Genomic DNA, 16,853 nt, shown 5'->3' on the forward strand with positions numbered 1-16,853 from the left:
CAACCTATCGCGGTGACGGCGTCGACGACTCGTCGGATCCTCGAAAGGAATCCCAGCCGCCGCGCATGTTCGGAGTGGTGCCGTCGACGGTGACGCCCGACCCGACCCCGACGGTGCCGATTCGTCGCCAGCCCGGCGGGAGTGGTGCGTCGGCATCGAACGTGCCAGCGAACGCGTGGTCTTCACCGCCAGCCAGAATCCATTGCGGCGCATCGGCATTCACGGACGTGGCGACGGCGTCTAGCTCTGGATCGGCGAGCAACGCCCTGTCGATGTCGATGGAAACGCCGGACGCCCGCGCGAGATGACCGAGGTCGGCGAGCAGCCCGTCGGAGATATCCGTAAGCGCCCGTGGACGATTCGCGGCTAAGGCTAGGACAGCGTCATACACCGGCTGCGGAACCCGATGCGTCTCAAGAGCTTTCGCTTCAAAGCGGCTCAATTCCGTTGTCGCCCGCACTGTTCCGCGCTCAAGCAGTGCAAGCCCAGCGGCCGACCAGCCGAGTTCCCCTGCGACAGCGACAATCTCACCCTTCGACGCACCCGACCGCCGCACCTCAACCGCGCCACCAAGGTCGCCGAACGCGGTCACCGAGATCACCACCTCGCTGCTTCGCACCAAATCCCCGCCAGCGATCGACCCGCCGGCCCGCGCGGCTTCCTGCCACATCCCGTCCGCGAGCCCCTCGATCACCGACACCGGCGTATCGGCGGGACACCCAAGCGCGACGACGAACGACGTTGGCCGCGCCCCCATCGCGACCACGTCGGCCGCGTTCTGGGCAATGGCTTTGCGGCCAACATCAACCGGGCTCGACCAGTCGAACCGGAAGTGTCGTCCTTCGACGAGCATGTCGGTCGTGACGACGAACCGACCGTCGGGGGCGGCGATGAGCGCGGCGTCGTCGCCAGGGCCGATCAGCACCTCACGGGCGTGCGCGCGCCCCGCGTTGATGCGGTCGATCAGCGCGAATTCGCCCAGCTCACGCACCGTTTGCGCCGTGCCGTCCTCGCTGATGACCTGCCCCTTCCCACTGGATGCACCTGTCGGCCTAAATCGCCCCGACGGTACCCTGCTTATGTCAAACGAGCACCACCGCAGGAGAGGCGAGCAATGTCGGCATCAGACCCCACCGAGGCCGAACCCCGCGCCTACTCCCCCTCGCTCATCGCGACCGCGGTCGCGTTGCCGGTCGTGTTGATTGTCGGCGTGATCGTCGCGGCCGTGATCGTGATGCGTACGCCGGTCGAACGTCAGCCACTCGTGCTTGGGCCCGTTCCCGCGCCCGCTGCCGAAGGTGCGGCGTGCCAGCGGCTGCTGCCCACGTTGCCCGCCGACCTCAGCGGCTTCACCGCGTCGACCATCGCCGACCCCGCTCCGCTCGGCACCCGGGCGTGGCAGCGGCCCGACGGTGGTGAGGCGATCGTGCTGCGCTGCGGTCTCGACCGCCCGCTCGAATTCAACCGCGCGTCGCCGTTGCAGGTGATCGACGGGGTTTCGTGGTTCCAGATCCGCGACGAGGCAAGCAAGGTCGGCACGTGGTTCGCCGTTGACCGCGAGACCTACATCGCGCTGACCGTCCCGGACAACTCGGGAACGGGCGCGGTGCAGTCGGTGTCGGACGCGATCGCCGCGACGCTGCCTGCCCAGGCACCGTCGCCGGGCGAGCTGTAGTCAGCAACCGCGCCCGGCCTGCGAGAGGGCCGCTGCGGGGGCAAGACTTGACCTTCAGCCGAGCCGGTTCGCAACGCGACGCGAAACCTCAGCGCAGCCCAGTTCCCCGCGACAGCGCGGTCTCAATGAGCGTGGAAACCAACGTCGGGTAATCGATCCCCGTCGCCTCCCACATGCGCGGGTACTGCGAAATCGGGGTGAATCCGGGCATCGTGTTGATCTCGTTGATCACCGGACCGTCAGCGGTGACGAAGAAATCGACTCGCGCGAGCCCCTGGCAGTCGAGCGCCTGGAACGCACGCACCGACAGCTCGCGAATCTCGGTCGCGACGTCGTCGTCCAGCTTGGCTGGCACGTCGAATTCGCAGACGTCATCGAGGTATTTGGTCGCGAAGTCGTAGAAGGCCGGGGTTTCCTCGGTCTCATCAGGCATGCGAATTTCCGAAACCACGCTCGCGCGAATGTCACCGTCGGGGAATTCGAGGACGCCGCACTCCACTTCGCGCCCAACGATGCCCGCTTCGACAATCACCTTCGGGTCATGACCGCGCGCTTCGGCGACAGCGGCATCGAAATCAGCCCAGTCGTCAATCTTGGTGATGCCAATCGACGAACCGCCGCGCGCGGGCTTGATGAACGCGGGCAGCCCGATCAGCTCACGCTGTTCGTCGGTGAGCTGGCTAACGCCCGGCCGCAGGACAATCTGCACGCCAACGGGCAAGCCCTCGGCGGCGAGCAACTTCTTCGTGAACTCTTTGTCCATGCCCGCCGCGCTGGCCAACACACCAGCGCCAACGTAGGGCAGCCCGGCGAGTTCGAGCATGCCTTGCAGCGTGCCATCCTCACCGAACGGGCCGTGCAGGATCGGGAAAACGGCGTCGACGCTGCCGAGCACGGCGGTCGGGTCATCGAGCGCGACGAGCGCACCCAACCGCGACGGGTCAGCGGCGAGAGTGAGCGCGGTACCCGACGCGTCGACGGCGGGAAGCGCGTCGTGGCTGAGGTGAAGCTGCGCGAGGTTCGCGTCGCCGAGCACCCAACTGCCTTCGGCGGTGATGCCGATGGGCACCACGTCGAAACGTTCGGGGTCGAGGTTGCGCAACACGCTGCTCGCCGATACGCACGACACCGCGTGTTCGCTGCTGCGCCCGCCGAACACCACGGCTACCCTGATCCGCTTCGTCATGACTGCCAACCGTAATGGGTTAACGGGCTAACGATGCGCCCGGACCGTCGCTACTCCGGCTTCACCCGTCGGCCAAGCAAGTTTTCGACGGCTTCGCCCACCGATAATCCGCTGTGACAGACCTGGTGAACGGCGTTGGTCAGCGGCATTTCCACCCCGTGCGCGGCAGCGAGCGCACGCACCGATGTGCAGGACTTCACACCCTCGGCGACCTGCCCACTGGTCGCGGCCTGAGCTTCGAGCATCGACCCGCCCTTGCCGAGCACGTACCCGAACGACCGGTTGCGCGACAGTTCCGACGTGCAGGTTGCGACGAGGTCGCCGATGCCAGCAAGGCCGGCGAGGGTGGCCGGTTGCGCGCCCAGCGCGACGCCGAGTCGGATGATTTCCGCGAGCCCGCGCGTGATGATGCTCGCCGATGTGTTGTCGCCCAAACCCATTCCGGCGGCAATACCGGAGGCGAGCGCGATGACGTTTTTGCATGCGCCGCCGATTTCCGCACCGATCACGTCGGTGTTGGTGTATGGGCGGAAATAGCCTGTCGCACAAGCCTTTTGGACGGCGGCGGCACGGTCGGCATCGGTACACGCGATCACCGTGGCCGCTGGCTGACGCTCGGCGATTTCGCCAGCGAGATTGGGCCCCGACAGCACAGCGATGCGATCCGACGCCGCCCCGGTGACCTCGGCGATCACCTCACTCATCCGCAGCAGCGTCCCCGTCTCAACACCCTTGGCGAGACTCAGCAGCGTCGAATCGTCGGCGATGGCGTCGCGCCAGGCGGCGAGGTTGCCGCGAAGCGACTGCGACGGCACAGCGAGCACAACCAGATCAGCGCCGTCCAACGCGACCCGGTGGTCGGCGGTGCCACGCACAGGTGGCAATTGCGCGTTCGGCAGGTAGAACGGGTTGCGGTGCTCGTCGTCGATGGCCTTGGCCACCTCAGGCCGACGCGCCCAAATGGTGACCTCGGTCCCCGCTTCCGCCAACACCTTCGCGAACGCCGTGCCCCACGACCCCGCCCCCATCACCGCAGCCCTCGTCATTTCCCCAATATGCCATGCAAGGATCGATGCCATGCACCCCGTGCACGCCGTCATGGCCGTCAAGCACACCGACCGCGCGAAGAGTCGCCTTGCCGAGGTACTCACGCCCGCTCAACGCGGCGCGCTCGTGCTCGCGATGGTCACCGACACCCTCGCCGCGGCGAGTGCCGTTGACGTGATCGCGGGCATCACCGTCGTCACGCCCGACCTGGTCATCGCGACGCGGGCGCGCGAATTCGGTGCGCACGTTGTCGCCGAACCCGCCACCCCGACGCCGGGTGTCGACGCGTTGAATTCCGCGCTCATCGCCGGGGCGCGCACGGTCCGCGAACGGTTCGGCCCAACGCGGTTGCTCGCATTACAAGCCGACCTGCCCGCACTGCGCCCCAACGAACTCGCGGACGTGATCGCGCGATCAACTGCCCATGAGCGAGTCGTGGTGATCGATCACACGGGCACCGGTACCGCCGCATTACTGGTCGGCGATCCGGTCGCCGACCTCGACCCGCGCTTCGGTCCCAGCTCCGCGGATGCGCATCGCGATTCTGGCGCGGTAAGTCTGGGCGGCAGCATGCCCGGTTTACGCCATGACGTCGACACTCCCGCCGATCTCACCGCTGTCGCCGCCCTCGGTGTTGGCCCGCACACCGCGGCCGCACTGACCGAATTCGGCTACCCAACGCAACGGAGCACTCCTATTTCGGCTGTGTGCTAGCCGATCGCGGTCCTGCCGCACCCGACCGAACAACCCGGCGAATCGGTCAGTGTCGTCACCTCCCGTCAACCAAGGTGAGGGATGATTGCGAGGTGAGCGATACGGAAACCATCAAGCAGTTGCCGCCGATTTCCCCGCCACCGGCGGCCGCCAACGCATCAAGTGGTGACGCGGGCAAGCAGCGGTTGCCCCGTGATCGCTACCTGAATCGCGAATTGAGTTGGCTCGACTTCAACGCCCGCGTGCTCGCGCTCGCCGAGGACGCATCGTTGCCCCTGCTTGAACGCGCTAAGTTTCTCGCGATTTTCGCGTCGAATCTCGACGAGTTCTACATGGTTCGGGTCGCCGGACTGAAGCGTCGCGCGGAAACCGGTCTTTCGGTTCGCTCGGCCGACGGTCGCTCGCCGTCGGAACAGCTCGCGATGATCACCGCGCGCGCCCAAGAACTCGCCGAGCGGCACGCGAAGGTCTTCATCGACGACGTGAACCCCGCGCTCGCTGACGAGGGCATCAAGATCATCGGCTGGGACGACCTCGACGCGCCCGAACGCGAACGCCTCTCGGGGTACTTCACCGACCAGGTCTTTCCGGTCCTCACGCCGCTTGCCGTCGACCCCGCGCACCCCTTCCCCTACATCTCGGGCCTGAGCCTCAACCTCGCGGTCACGGTGAAGGATTCCGGCACTGGCGGCGAGCATTTCGCGCGCGTGAAGGTGCCCGACAACGTCGACCGATTCGTGCGCGTCCGCCGCACCGACGCCCCGTCGGCCATCGCCGCGTTCCTGCCGATGGAAGACCTCATCGCCGCCCACCTCGAACTGCTGTTCCCCGGGTTGAGCGTCGTTGAGCATCACTCGTTCCGCATCACGCGCAACGCCGATTTCGAAGTCGACGAAGACCGCGACGAAGACCTGCTGCAAGCGATGGAACGCGAACTCGCGCGTCGCCGGTTCGGCAAGCCGGTTCGCCTTGAGGTTTCCGACGACATGACCGAGCACATGCTCGAACTGCTGCTGCGCGAACTCGAAGTCGACCCCGGCGACGTGATTCAGGTGCCCGGGCTGCTCGACCTGTCGTGCCTGTGGCAGGTCTACGGCGTCGACCGGTCCGACCTCAAAGACGCGCCCTATGTGCCGGTGACGCCACCAGCGTTCGGCGAGCGCGAAACCCCGCGCAACGTCTTCCAGGCGCTGCGCGAAGCCGACGTGCTCGTGCAGCACCCCTACGACTCGTTCTCCACCAGCGTGCAGCGCTTCATCGAACAGGCCGCCGCCGACCCGCAGGTGCTCGCGATCAAGCAGACGCTCTATCGCACATCGGGCGATTCGCCGATCATCAACGCTTTGATCGAAGCCGCCGAAGCGGGCAAGCAGGTGGTCGCGCTTGTCGAGATCAAGGCGCGCTTCGACGAGCAGGCCAACATCAAGTGGGCGCGCGCGCTCGAACAGGCTGGCGTGCACGTGGTGTACGGGCTCATCGGGCTCAAAACCCATTGCAAGACTTGCCTTGTCGTGCGTCGCGAAGGCTCGACGATCCGGCGCTACTGCCACATCGGCACCGGCAATTACAACCCCAAAACCGCGCGGCTCTACGAAGACGTCGGCCTGTTCACCGCGGCGCCGGAAATCGGGGCCGACCTCACCGACCTGTTCAACTCGCTCACTGGATACTCCCGCAAGGAGGACTACCGGAATCTGATGGTCGCGCCGCTCGGTGTGCGCGCGGGCATCATCGAACGCATCGACCGCGAAATCGCGCTTGCCGAGGCGGGCGAGGACGCGCGAATTCGCATCAAGGCCAACGCGATTGTCGATGAGCAGATCATCGACGCCCTCTACCGCGCGTCGCAGGCGGGAGTGCCGGTGCAGATCGTCGTGCGCGGCATCTGCGGGCTGCGCCCCGGCGTTCCCGGCTTGAGCGAGAACATCGAGGTTCGCTCGATTCTTGGTCGCTTCCTTGAACATTCGCGCGTCATCAACTTCGGCGCGCAGAACGAAACGTGGATCGGCAGCGCCGACATGATGCACCGCAACCTCGACCGTCGCGTGGAAGTGATGGTGCAAGTGAAGGATCCGCGTCTCACCGCGCAATTGGGCGAGATGTTCGATTCCGCGCTCGACCCGATGACGCGCTGCTGGGTGCTCAACCCCGACGGGACATGGCAGGCGAGCCCGCTCAATGCCGACGCCGAAGCCGACGCCGATCAGGTGCGTGACCATCAGCACTACATGATGAGTCTGCGGAGGCCCGATCAGCCGTGAGTCCCATGACGACCCTGCGAGATCCGCAGGTGCTACCCAACATTCACGCTGCGGGCGCGGTGCTGTGGCGCGAACGTGGCGGACAGCCCGACGACATCGAGATCGCCGTCATTCACCGGCCCAAGTACGGCGACTGGTCGCTGCCCAAGGGAAAACTCGACCCAGGCGAGTCACCGTTGGTCGCCGCCGTGCGCGAGGTCGGCGAGGAAACCGGCCTCCCGTGCACGCTGGGGCGCTATCTCGGCCATGTCACCTATCCGATCCCCGGCCATCGCAAACTCAAGCGAGTCGACTATTGGGCCGCCAAAGCGACCACCGGCGATTTCGTTGAGAACGCCGAAGTCGACGAAATGCGTTGGATCCCACTGGAACAGGTGATGGATCAACTGTCGTATCCGATGGACCGCCAGATCGTGCGCGCGTTCACTCGAGTGCCCGCCGACACGTCGACGATATTGCTCGTGCGCCACGCCAAGGCGGGCAAGCGCGGAAGCTTTGCCGGCCCCGATGTGCAGCGCCCGTTGGTTGCCGCGGGTGTCGAACAAGCCGAGGCGCTTGTGCCAAATCTGTTGGCGCTCGGCGCATCTGAGATCTATTCGGCAACTCCGGCGCGCTGCGTGGAAACAGTTACCCCGCTAGCAAAGCGGTTGGACGTCGAAATCAATTGCGACACACTGTTTTCCGAGCAAGGTTACGATTCCGCGAAAGCCGCGGCGCGCCAACGATTTCGGTCATTGATAACCAAAGACGCTGTGCCCGTTGTGTGTTCGCAAGGTGGCGTGATTCCCGATCTTGTCGCCTGGCTCGCCGACGAGAGCGGACTCGCAGTGCCTTCGGCGCGCAATCGCAAAGGCAGCGTTTGGGCATTGTCGTTCTTAGGCGACCGATTAGTCGCTGCCGACCATATGGATCGAGCGTTGTCGACCGAAATCGTGTGAAAACGACGAAACGGCCCCGGAATCCGCTTGCGGATAACGGGGCCGTTGTCTGAAGTTGTGGTGGGTGATGCGGTCTACGTACACATTCCCGACCAAATCTCGCGGCTAGGCGAGATCAACGAGCGCGACGAGCAGTTGTCTTCTTCGCGGCGGTCTTCTTCGCGGGAGCCTTCTTGGCTGCCGTCGCGGTGACCTTCTTAGCGGCCGTTGCCTTCTTGACCGGAGCCTTCTTCGCGGCGGTAGCCGTTGTCTTCTTCGCAGCCGTTGTCTTCTTGGCCGCAGGAGCCTTCGTAGCGGCCTTTTTGGCCGTTGTCTTAGCCGGACCCTTCGAAGGGGTTGCCTTCTTGGCAGCGGTCTTCTTAGCGGCTGTCTTCTTCGCGGCGGCCTTCTTAGCGGCGACTGGGGCGTTCACACCGCGTTTGACGGCGGGACCGTTGGCGGCGAGCTTCTGCTTGCCAGCGATAACCGCTTTGAATTGCGCGCCGGGACGGAAGGCGGGCACCGAAGTGGCCTTGACCTTCACCGTTTCTCCCGTACGCGGATTACGCGCGACCCTGGGAGCGCGCTTGCGCTGTTCGAAGACACCGAAACCGGTGATGGTGACGCTTTGACCCTTATGCACGGCACGGACGATGGTGTCGACCACGTTCTCAACTGCCGCGGTGGCCGTACGCCTGTCCGTACCCAACTTTTCGGTCAGAACGTCGATCAGTTCCGCCTTGTTCATTGAATCCTCCGCAGACTAATGGCCCGTCGTCGGACCGACTAGGTACAACGGTAAACCGACTTTCGTCAAGAGTCTATGTGCCACGCCAAAATTCATGCGGCATAGCACACGACCAGCTACCACTCTTCAGGGCCGCCAGACTATGTCACGGAGGCGATTACGGCTGCGAAATAGGTTCCGGTAGCGTGACGGGTTTCCATGACGGCCTACCCTTTTCGAACTCGGTGATGACGTCGGCGTCACGCAACGTGAGCCCAATGTCATCCAAACCCTCAAGCAGACGCCACCGTGTGTAGTCGTCAATATCGAACGGCAACACGACGGTTCCGGCAGTGACAGTGCGCTCGTTGAGGTCAACAACCAATTCAAGACCGGGCTGTTCTTCGATGAGCTTCCACAGCATTTCGACATCGTTCTGTGACATCTGCGCGGCCAACAGACCGCCCTTGCCCGCATTACCGCGGAAGATGTCAGCGAAACGCGACGAGATCACAACGCGAAATCCGTAGTCCGACAGCGCCCACACCGCGTGCTCACGCGAAGAGCCCGTACCGAAATCGGGACCCGCGACCAAGACGCTGCCGCGACTGAACGGTTCGGTGTTGAGAATGAAGTTCGGATCAGCACGCCAACCGGCGAAGAGACCATCTTCGAATCCCGTGCGCGTCACGCGCTTCAGATAAACCGCCGGAATGATCTGGTCGGTGTCGACATTGGAACGCCGCAGCGGCACACCAATGCCCTTGTGAACGGTAAAGGCTTCCATAACGATTCCCTTTCGATCTAGGGGTGATCGCGGCGCTCAGGCCAGATCAGCGGGCGAGGACAGGGTGCCGCGCACCGCGGTTGCGGCGGCGACAAGCGGCGAGACCAGGTGGGTGCGACCGCCCTTGCCCTGCCTGCCTTCGAAATTGCGATTCGACGTCGACGCGCAGCGCTGGCCCGGCTCAAGTTGATCGGGATTCATACCGAGACACATCGAGCAGCCAGCCTGGCGCCATTCCGCGCCCGCCGCGATGAAGATTTCGCCAAGGCCTTCTTTTTCGGCTTGCGCGCGAACACGCATGGAACCGGGAACGATCAGCATTCGCACGCCGTCGGCGACCTGACGGTCGCGCAAAACGTCGGCCACGGCACGCAAATCCTCAATGCGGCCATTGGTGCACGAGCCGACGAAGACGGTGTCGACCGACACGTCACGCAACGGCATTCCGGGCTCCAAGCCCATGTAGGTCAATGCCTTTTCGGCCGACTCACGTTCGCTCTCATCGGCGATCTGGGCGGGGTCGGGCACGTTCGCGCCAAGCGGCAGGCCCTGACCCGGGTTCGTGCCCCACGTGACGAACGGCGTGAGTTCGCTCGCATTGATATGAACTTCGCGATCGAAGACCGCGCCTTCGTCGGTGGCGAGCGCGTCCCACGCGGCGACAGCGGCGTCCCAATCGGCACCCTGGGGCGCGTGTGGGCGGCCTTTGAGGAATTCGTAGGTGGTTTCGTCGGGGGCGATCATGCCCGCGCGCGCACCGGCTTCGATTGACATGTTGCAGATGGTCATCCGCGCTTCCATGGACAGCTTGCGAATAGCTTCGCCGCGATATTCGAGCACGTACCCCTGACCGCCACCGGTGCCAATTTCGGCGATCACGGCCAGAATCAGGTCTTTACTCGTGACGCCGGGAGCTAATTCGCCGTCGACGGTAATGGCCATCGTCTTGAACGGACGCAGCGAAAGCGTTTGGGTGGCGAGCACATGCTCGACCTCGCTGGTGCCGATGCCCATCGCCAGCGCGCCGAACGCGCCGTGGGTCGAGGTGTGGCTGTCGCCACAGACCACGGTCATGCCCGGCTGAGTGAGGCCGAGCTGCGGTCCGACGACGTGGACGATGCCCTGTTCGAGATTGCCCATCGAATGCAGGCGCACGCCGAATTCGGCGCAGTTGCGGCGCAGCGTCTCAACCTGGGTGCGCGAGATCGGGTCGGCGATCGGCTTATCGATGTCGATCGTTGGGACGTTGTGGTCCTCGGTCGCGATCGTGAGGTCAGGCCGCCGCACCGGCCGCCCCGCCGCGCGAAGACCGTCGAAGGCCTGCGGGCTTGTGACCTCGTGGACGAGGTGGAGATCGATGTAGATCAGATCCGGTTCACGGGAGGAACCTTCGCCAGCGCCAGGGGCGACGACGTGTTGGTCCCACACCTTCTCGGCCAGTGTGCGGGCGCGCTCGGCCATTGCTTGATCACCTTTCGACGGAAGACGCTCGTAGTTCTCAGCTTCGGGTTCAGGTACTTGATCCCACGCTTTGAGACGCTAGTATCGTTCTATGAGACAGCATAGCGGTATCGGTGTTCTCGACAAAGCGGTGGCGGTGCTTTATGCCGTCGCCGACGAGCCATGTGGTCTCAACGACCTGTGCACTCGCACCGGCCTCCCCCGCGCCACCGCCCACCGGTTGGCAGTCGGCTTGGAAACACATCGCCTCCTTGCCCGTGACGGCTCAGGAATGTGGCGGCCAGGGCCTGCCCTCACCGAGCTAGCGGCAGGCGCTGCTGACCCGCTAGTGGAGGCGGCAGGGGCCATTTTGCCCCGCTTGCGCGAGATTACGGGCGAAAGCGTGCAGCTCTACTGCCGCGATGGCAACGCGCGCGTGTGCGTCGCCGCGCTTGAACCGCCCGTGGGGCTGCGCGACACCGTCCCGGTCGGTTCGCGGCTGCCACTCACCGCGGGCTCAGCGGCCAAGGTGCTGCTCGCGTGGGCCGATCCGGAGTTGCAGCGCACGGTGTTAGCCGACGCGGTTTTTGGCGACCGCGCGCTTGCCGAGGTGCGTCGCCGTGGCTGGGCGCAAAGCGCCGCTGAGCGGGCGCAGGGCGTTGCGAGCGTGTCGGCGCCGGTGCGCGATGCGAATGGGGCTGTGGTTGCGGCGGTGTCGGTGTCGGGGCCCATCGACCGGATGGGTCGTCGACCGGGTGCGCGCTGGGCCGCGGATCTAGTCGCGGCGGCCGAAGCGCTGCACAAGCGCCTGTAGAAACAACGAAAGACCCCAGCCGCGATGGCTGGGGTCTTCACGTTGTTGTAGCCCCGACGGGATTCGAACCCGCGCTACCGCCTTGAGAGGGCGGCGTCCTAGGCCGCTAGACGACGGGGCCATAGACGATCTCACTAGAAGTGAAACCTTGCTGGGGTACCAGGACTCGAACCTAGAATGGCTGAACCAGAATCAGCTGTGTTGCCAATTACACCATACCCCAATGTAACGAAACGCTCTCTTGCCCACCGGCTGGTTGTCGGTGTTGCGAGGCCGTGTTCCGCGGCGAGAAGAAGATTACCGCATCAGTGGGGGTGAACTACAAATCGCCTGGTTAACGGCACCTTTTGGGCGGTTTTCTGGCTGTTCACCCGGCCGTGGCCCGAGCTTGTCTGGCTCGAGCCACGGCTAGCGACTACTCCGGCGCGGTCCAGCCTCGGGCCGCGCGCAGGCGCTCAAGCGAGGTATCGCGGCCAAGCAGTTCCATCGACTCATACAGCGGCGGGCTGATGTGGGAACCGGTCACCGCGACGCGCACCGGCGCGAACGCCTTGCGCGGCTTGAGGCCAAGGTTGTCGATGAGCGCGGTCTTGAGCGCTTCCTCCAACGCGGGCGTCGTCCACTCGCCCAGCGGTTCCACCGCCGCGATCGCCGCGTCGAGCACCGCGTCGGCTTCGGCGCCCAAATTCTTCGCGCCAGCGGGCGGGTCGATCGCGAAATCGTCGGTGAACAGGAATTTCAGCAAGTCCCACGCGTCGGCGAGAACAACGATGCGCGTCTGCACCAACTCGGCTGCCGCGAGGAACAATTCCTCGTCTACCTCAGCACCAATGTGGCCCGCATTGGTGAGGAACTCACGCAATCGGTGACCAAAATCACCCGGTGTCAAAAGGCGAATTTGTTCCGCATTGATAGCGTCCGCCTTTTTCTGATCAAAACGGGCGGGATTGGAATTGACGGAGGAAACGTCGAACGCGTCAACCATCTCTGTCATGGAGAACACATCGCGGTCTTCGCCAATACTCCAACCGAGCAGCGAAAGGTAATTCAGCAAACCCTCGGGGATGAATCCGCGATCGCGATGGACGAACAGATTCGATTCCGGGTCACGCTTAGACAACTTCTTGTTGCCCTGGCCCATTACGAATGGTAGATGGCCAAATTCGGGCGTGAAATCGGCGACGCCAATGCGCTGCAACGCCGCGTAAAGCGCGAGCTGACGCGGTGTGGAGGAAAGCAGATCCTCGCCCCGCAACACATGAGTGATCTTCATCAACGCGTCGTCGACCGGGTTCACCAAGGTGTAAAGCGGGTCGCCATTTCCACGGGTAAGCGCGAAATCGGGAACGACGCCAGCCTTGATCGTTGTCTCGCCACGCACGAGGTCATTCCAGGTCAGGCCCTCATCGGGCATCCGCAACCGCACAACAGCGGGACGACCCTCGGCCTTGTAGGCCGCGATTTGCTCGGGCGTGAGGTCACGATCGAAATTGTCGTACCCGAGCTTGGGGTCGCGACCGGCCGCCTTGTGGCGCGCCTCGACCTCGTCAGGCGTGGAAAACGCCTCGTACGCCTCGCCCGCTTCGAGCAGCTGACGCACGACGTCGAGGTGCTGATCGCGACGCAACGACTGCCGATACGGCTCGTACGGGCCACCGACCTCCGGGCCTTCGTCCCAGGTCAGGCCCAGCCAGCGCAGCGCGTCGAGCAGCGACTGGTAGGACTCCTCGCTGTCGCGCGCGGCGTCGGTGTCTTCGATACGGAAGACGAACTTGCCCCCGTTGTGGCGGGCGAACGCCCAGTTGAACAGCGCCGTCCTGATCAGGCCGACGTGCGGCGTGCCAGTAGGCGACGGGCAAAAACGGACCCGTACATCACTCATCGATTCTCAACTTCCGCGAAATTCAGCGCTTGGTAGCAACAGGATTGGTGAGGGTACCGATGCCCTCGATGGTCACCGAGACGTTCTCGCCCGCTTGCAGCGGACCAACGCCTTCCGGTGTGCCAGTGAGAATTACGTCACCTGGCAGCAACGTCATCACTGACGAGATCCACTCGATGATCTTCGGAATATCGTGCAGGAAAAGGGAAGTGCGGCTTCGCTGCTTCTCCGCGCCATCAACAGTGGTGGTAATTTCCAAATCGCTTGGGTCAAGCGATGTTTCGATCCACGGGCCAAGTGGGCAGAAAGTGTCATATCCCTTGGCGCGCGTCCACTGCCCATCGTGGCGTTGTTGATCACGTGCGGTCACGTCGTTGGCGCAGGTGTAACCGAGAATCACCTCGGCCGCTTTGGCGGCACTCACGTCTTTGCACGGACGACCGATCACAACGGCCAATTCGCCTTCGTAATCGACCTGAGAAGCGCTGGGCGGCAAGATAATCGGCGCGCCAGGACCAACGATTGACGTGTTTGGCTTGAGGAAGATCACCGGGTCGACCGGCGCTTCGCCGCCCATCTCCTTGGCGTGCGCGGCGTAGTTCTTGCCGATCGCGATCACCTTGCTCGCCAAGATCGGCGCGAGCAGCCGCACGTCGGCGAGTGGCCAACTGCGGCCGGTGAAGGTGGGCGAGCCGAACGGGTGTTCGGCGATCTCCTTAGCAATAGCGTCGCTTCCGTCACCTTCGATGCTGACGAACGCGACTCCATCGGGACTGGCAACTCGACCTAGGCGCATACCGGCGAGTCTATCGAGGCGGGCCTACCTGGCTGAACGCGGCGTCATGCGTGTTGTCACCGGCCCCAATTCGCGATCCGCGTGTGACCGACCAGACACCCAAACGTGGACGCGGTTTTGGCGGCGAGCGGTGTAGCGTGATTTTCGGTGTTCATACCATGAGACTTGGATCTCAGATAATGAGATGCAATCGTGCGAGCTGGCGATAGTGAGGCACCCCGTGACCCCAACCGAACACAGGCGAATTGGCACCGCGCAACGCTGGATGATGTTGGCGCTAGGCGTTTTCGCGCAGACGTCGTCGGCGATGTTCATCCACGGCACGCCGTTTTTGCTGCCCGCACTCACCGCACGCGGTGATTCACTTCCCGCGGCGGGCGCGCTCGTCGCGTTGCCGACAGTCGGGCTCGTGTGCACGCTCATCGCGTGGGGCTATGTCGTTGATCGCATCGGCGAACGTGTCGTTTTGGTCGCGGGAACGGCGTTGATGTTCGTCGCGGGAACGGCCGCCGCGCTGGTCGACAACCACATCGTGTTCGGGGCGCTGCTGTTCATCGGTGGTGTTGGTGCGGCCAGCTCAAACGGGGCGAGCGGGCGCGTCATCGTCGGGTGGTTCCCGCCAGAACGACGTGGGCTCGCGATGGGCATTCGCCAGACCGCGCAGCCGCTTGGCGTTGGGTTGGGCGCGCTGGCGATCCCGTGGGTCGCGTCGCATCACGGCATCCCCGCCGCACTGCTCGTACCTGCGGTAATGGCCGGCTTGGCGGCGATCGGGTGCGCGGTTGGCATCGTCGATCCGCCGCGTCCGGCGACCAAAGCTGCCGACCGCGCCAACCCCTATCGCGGCGATTCCACGCTGTGGCGCATTCACGCGGTGTCGATCTTGTTGGTTGTCCCGCAGGGCACGCTGTGGACGTTCGCGCTGCTGTGGCTCAATGTCGACCTCGGCTGGTCGCTGGCGGGCGCCGGATTGCTGATGACCATCACCCAATTCCTCGGTGCCGCAGGGCGTATCGGGGCAGGCGCGTGGTCGGATCGGGTCGGCAGCCGCCTGCGACCGCTGCGTCAGGTCGCGATCGCTGCGGTGATCGCGATGGCCGCGCTGGCGGTGTGTGCGTGGACGCAGTGGTGGTGGGTCGCGGTGCCACTGATGGTTGTCGCGTCAGTTATCTCGGTGTCGGACAACGGATTAGCGTTCACCGCCGTCGCGGAACTGGCTGGACCGTTCTGGTCGGGACGCGGGCTTGGGATTCAAAACACGGGCCAGAATCTCGCGATGGCCGCGCTCCCACCGGTTTTCGGGGCGATCATCAGTGCGACGGGGTTCCCGGTGGTGTTCGCGTTGGCCGCAGTGGCTGCCGCTGTGGCGGTGCCGTTGGTGCCGGGCGTGCGCGGCAGGTAGTCGAGAGTTGTTGCTGCGCACTGGGTCTCGCCAGGCGAACTAATTTGGTTGTGGCGCAGCAGCTTTAAGCGGGGACGCAGCGGCCGATGCCGCGAATCCTGCAGCCACGCACAGCAAAAGGCCCACCCGAGCGATCTCGGGCGGGCCCTTTGCGTTCGACTACGAACTACACGATCGCGGCGATGCGGTCGCCGACCTCAACCGTCGACGCCGCGCCCGAGCGCTGCGCGAGGTCCTTCGCCACTGCCGACTCGATGCGCGCGGCACCCTCGGTGTCGCCAATGTGGTTGAGCAGCAACGCGACCGACAGGATCGCGGCGGTCGGGTCGGCCTTGCTCTGGCCCGCGATATCGGGCGCGCTGCCGTGCACCGGCTCGAACATCGACGGGTTCACACCCGATGCGTCGATGTTGCCCGACGCGGCGAGGCCGATGCCACCGGTGACGGCGGCGGCGAGGTCGGTGATGATGTCGCCGAACAGGTTGTCGGTGACGATCACGTCGAAGCGACCCGGGTCGTTGACCATGTGGATGGTCGCGGCGTCGATGTGCTGGTAACCCGTTGTGACATCAGGGAATTCGGCGCCGACCTCGTCGACGGTGCGCTGCCACAGCGAACCGGCGAAGGTAAGCACGTTGGTCTTGTGCACCAGCGTCAGGTTCTTACGCCGAGCCTGCGCGGCGGCGAACGCGTAGCGGACAACGCGCTCAATGCCGAAGCGGGTGTTGTTGGAGACCTCGGTCGCCACCTCATGCGGGGTGTCGACGCGAATCGCGCCGCCGGTGCCGGTGTAAGGGCCCTCGGTGCCTTCACGCACGACGACGAAGTCGATGTCGGGGTTGCCAGCCAGCGGGCTCGTGACGCCGGGGAACAGCTTCGACGGGCGAAGGTTCACGTGGTGATCGAGCGCGAAGCGGGTCTTGAGCAGCAGACCGCGCTCAAGCACGCCCGACGGCACCGACGGATCACCAATGGCGCCAAGGAGAATCGCGTCATGCTGCTTGAGTTCGGGCAGCACCGACTCGGGCAGGATCTCGCCGGTGCGGTGGTAGCGCGCGGCACCGAGGTCGTATTCGGTCTTCTCGACACCCGGCGCGACAACGTCGAGCACCTTGAGCGCTTCGGCGATGACCTCGGGACCGATGCCGTCGCCAGCGATGACAGCGAGTTTCATTGTGTGCCTTCCGTTTCGAATGGGGCGGATC

General features: G+C 64.6%; 15 protein-coding genes and 2 tRNA genes. 6 read left to right on the forward strand and 11 right to left on the reverse strand.

Features of this window, described 5'->3' with window-relative positions:
* Positions 1-4: 4 nt before the first annotated feature.
* Positions 5-1,018, reverse strand: a complete 1,014-nt coding sequence (locus IEX78_RS06725) for a thiamine-phosphate kinase (protein WP_188828293.1) — start codon at positions 1,016-1,018, stop codon at positions 5-7.
* 96 nt (positions 1,019-1,114) lie between these two features.
* Here IEX78_RS06725 and IEX78_RS06730 point away from each other — a divergent pair, with 96 nt between their 5' ends.
* On the forward strand, positions 1,115-1,675 hold the full coding sequence (locus tag IEX78_RS06730) for a DUF3515 domain-containing protein (protein ID WP_188827884.1): 561 nt from the start codon (positions 1,115-1,117) through the stop codon (positions 1,673-1,675).
* 88 nt (positions 1,676-1,763) lie between these two features.
* On the opposite strand, the gene IEX78_RS06735 is transcribed toward IEX78_RS06730, so the two are convergent.
* Together IEX78_RS06735 and IEX78_RS06740 are read right to left on the reverse strand one after the other, a co-directional pair.
* On the reverse strand, positions 1,764-2,861 hold the full coding sequence (locus tag IEX78_RS06735) for a D-alanine--D-alanine ligase family protein (protein ID WP_188827885.1): 1,098 nt from the start codon (positions 2,859-2,861) through the stop codon (positions 1,764-1,766).
* A gap of 50 nt (positions 2,862-2,911) precedes the next feature.
* Positions 2,912-3,907: an NAD(P)H-dependent glycerol-3-phosphate dehydrogenase gene (locus tag IEX78_RS06740; RefSeq protein WP_188827886.1), complete on the reverse strand. Its 996-nt coding sequence runs from the start codon at positions 3,905-3,907 to the stop codon at positions 2,912-2,914.
* Positions 3,908-3,938: 31 nt separating this feature from the next.
* On the opposite strand from IEX78_RS06740, the gene cofC reads away from it, so the two are divergent.
* From cofC to IEX78_RS06755, 3 genes are all read left to right on the forward strand, one after another.
* Entirely contained in the window at positions 3,939-4,622 is a 684-nt protein-coding gene (gene cofC / locus IEX78_RS06745; protein ID WP_188827887.1) for a 2-phospho-L-lactate guanylyltransferase, read from the forward strand.
* Between the two features lie 92 nt (positions 4,623-4,714).
* A complete protein-coding gene (locus tag IEX78_RS06750; RefSeq protein ID WP_188827888.1) occupies positions 4,715-6,883 on the forward strand; it encodes an RNA degradosome polyphosphate kinase in 2,169 nt (722 codons plus the stop codon).
* A gap of 5 nt (positions 6,884-6,888) precedes the next feature.
* Positions 6,889-7,821: an NUDIX hydrolase gene (locus tag IEX78_RS06755; protein ID WP_188827889.1), complete on the forward strand. Its 933-nt coding sequence runs from the start codon at positions 6,889-6,891 to the stop codon at positions 7,819-7,821.
* Positions 7,822-7,936: 115 nt separating this feature from the next.
* Here the strand turns inward: IEX78_RS06755 and IEX78_RS06760 are convergent, their stop codons facing one another.
* The 3 genes from IEX78_RS06760 to leuC form a co-directional block, all read right to left on the reverse strand.
* On the reverse strand, positions 7,937-8,548 hold the full coding sequence (locus tag IEX78_RS06760) for an HU family DNA-binding protein (RefSeq protein ID WP_188827890.1): 612 nt from the start codon (positions 8,546-8,548) through the stop codon (positions 7,937-7,939).
* A 157-nt stretch (positions 8,549-8,705) separates the two neighbouring features.
* Positions 8,706-9,314 (reverse strand): 3-isopropylmalate dehydratase small subunit, encoded by a 609-nt coding sequence (leuD, locus tag IEX78_RS06765; RefSeq protein WP_188827891.1) that lies wholly within the window; start codon positions 9,312-9,314, stop codon positions 8,706-8,708.
* A 36-nt stretch (positions 9,315-9,350) separates the two neighbouring features.
* Positions 9,351-10,775, reverse strand: coding sequence for a 3-isopropylmalate dehydratase large subunit (gene leuC / locus IEX78_RS06770; protein ID WP_188827892.1), 1,425 nt, complete (start codon positions 10,773-10,775; stop codon positions 9,351-9,353).
* Between the two features lie 91 nt (positions 10,776-10,866).
* Here leuC and IEX78_RS06775 point away from each other — a divergent pair, with 91 nt between their 5' ends.
* Positions 10,867-11,568 carry an IclR family transcriptional regulator gene (locus IEX78_RS06775; RefSeq protein WP_188827893.1) on the forward strand — a complete coding sequence of 234 codons (702 nt, stop codon included), beginning with the start codon at positions 10,867-10,869 and terminating at the stop codon, positions 11,566-11,568.
* A gap of 48 nt (positions 11,569-11,616) precedes the next feature.
* On the opposite strand, the gene IEX78_RS06780 is transcribed toward IEX78_RS06775, so the two are convergent.
* The 4 genes from IEX78_RS06780 to IEX78_RS06795 all read right to left on the reverse strand — a co-directional run bounded on the left by IEX78_RS06780 (position 11,617) and on the right by IEX78_RS06795 (position 14,246).
* Positions 11,617-11,689 (reverse strand) — tRNA-Glu (locus tag IEX78_RS06780).
* A gap of 30 nt (positions 11,690-11,719) precedes the next feature.
* Positions 11,720-11,791, reverse strand: a tRNA-Gln gene (locus IEX78_RS06785).
* A gap of 192 nt (positions 11,792-11,983) precedes the next feature.
* Positions 11,984-13,450, reverse strand: a complete 1,467-nt coding sequence (gene gltX, locus IEX78_RS06790) for a glutamate--tRNA ligase (RefSeq protein WP_188827894.1) — start codon at positions 13,448-13,450, stop codon at positions 11,984-11,986.
* Between the two features lie 22 nt (positions 13,451-13,472).
* Positions 13,473-14,246 carry a fumarylacetoacetate hydrolase family protein gene (locus IEX78_RS06795; protein ID WP_188827895.1) on the reverse strand — a complete coding sequence of 258 codons (774 nt, stop codon included), beginning with the start codon at positions 14,244-14,246 and terminating at the stop codon, positions 13,473-13,475.
* 265 nt (positions 14,247-14,511) lie between these two features.
* Between IEX78_RS06795 and IEX78_RS06800 the strand changes: the two genes are divergently transcribed.
* Positions 14,512-15,648 carry an MFS transporter gene (locus tag IEX78_RS06800; protein WP_229683801.1) on the forward strand — a complete coding sequence of 379 codons (1,137 nt, stop codon included), beginning with the start codon at positions 14,512-14,514 and terminating at the stop codon, positions 15,646-15,648.
* Positions 15,649-15,814: 166 nt separating this feature from the next.
* Here the strand turns inward: IEX78_RS06800 and IEX78_RS06805 are convergent, their stop codons facing one another.
* Complete coding sequence (locus IEX78_RS06805) at positions 15,815-16,822, reverse strand: 3-isopropylmalate dehydrogenase (RefSeq protein WP_188827897.1); 1,008 nt, start codon at positions 16,820-16,822, stop codon at positions 15,815-15,817.
* Between the last annotated feature and the right edge of the window lie 31 nt (positions 16,823-16,853).

It is taken from the genome of Nocardia camponoti (assembly GCF_014646135.1).
Lineage (GTDB): Bacteria > Actinomycetota > Actinomycetes > Mycobacteriales > Mycobacteriaceae > Nocardia > Nocardia camponoti.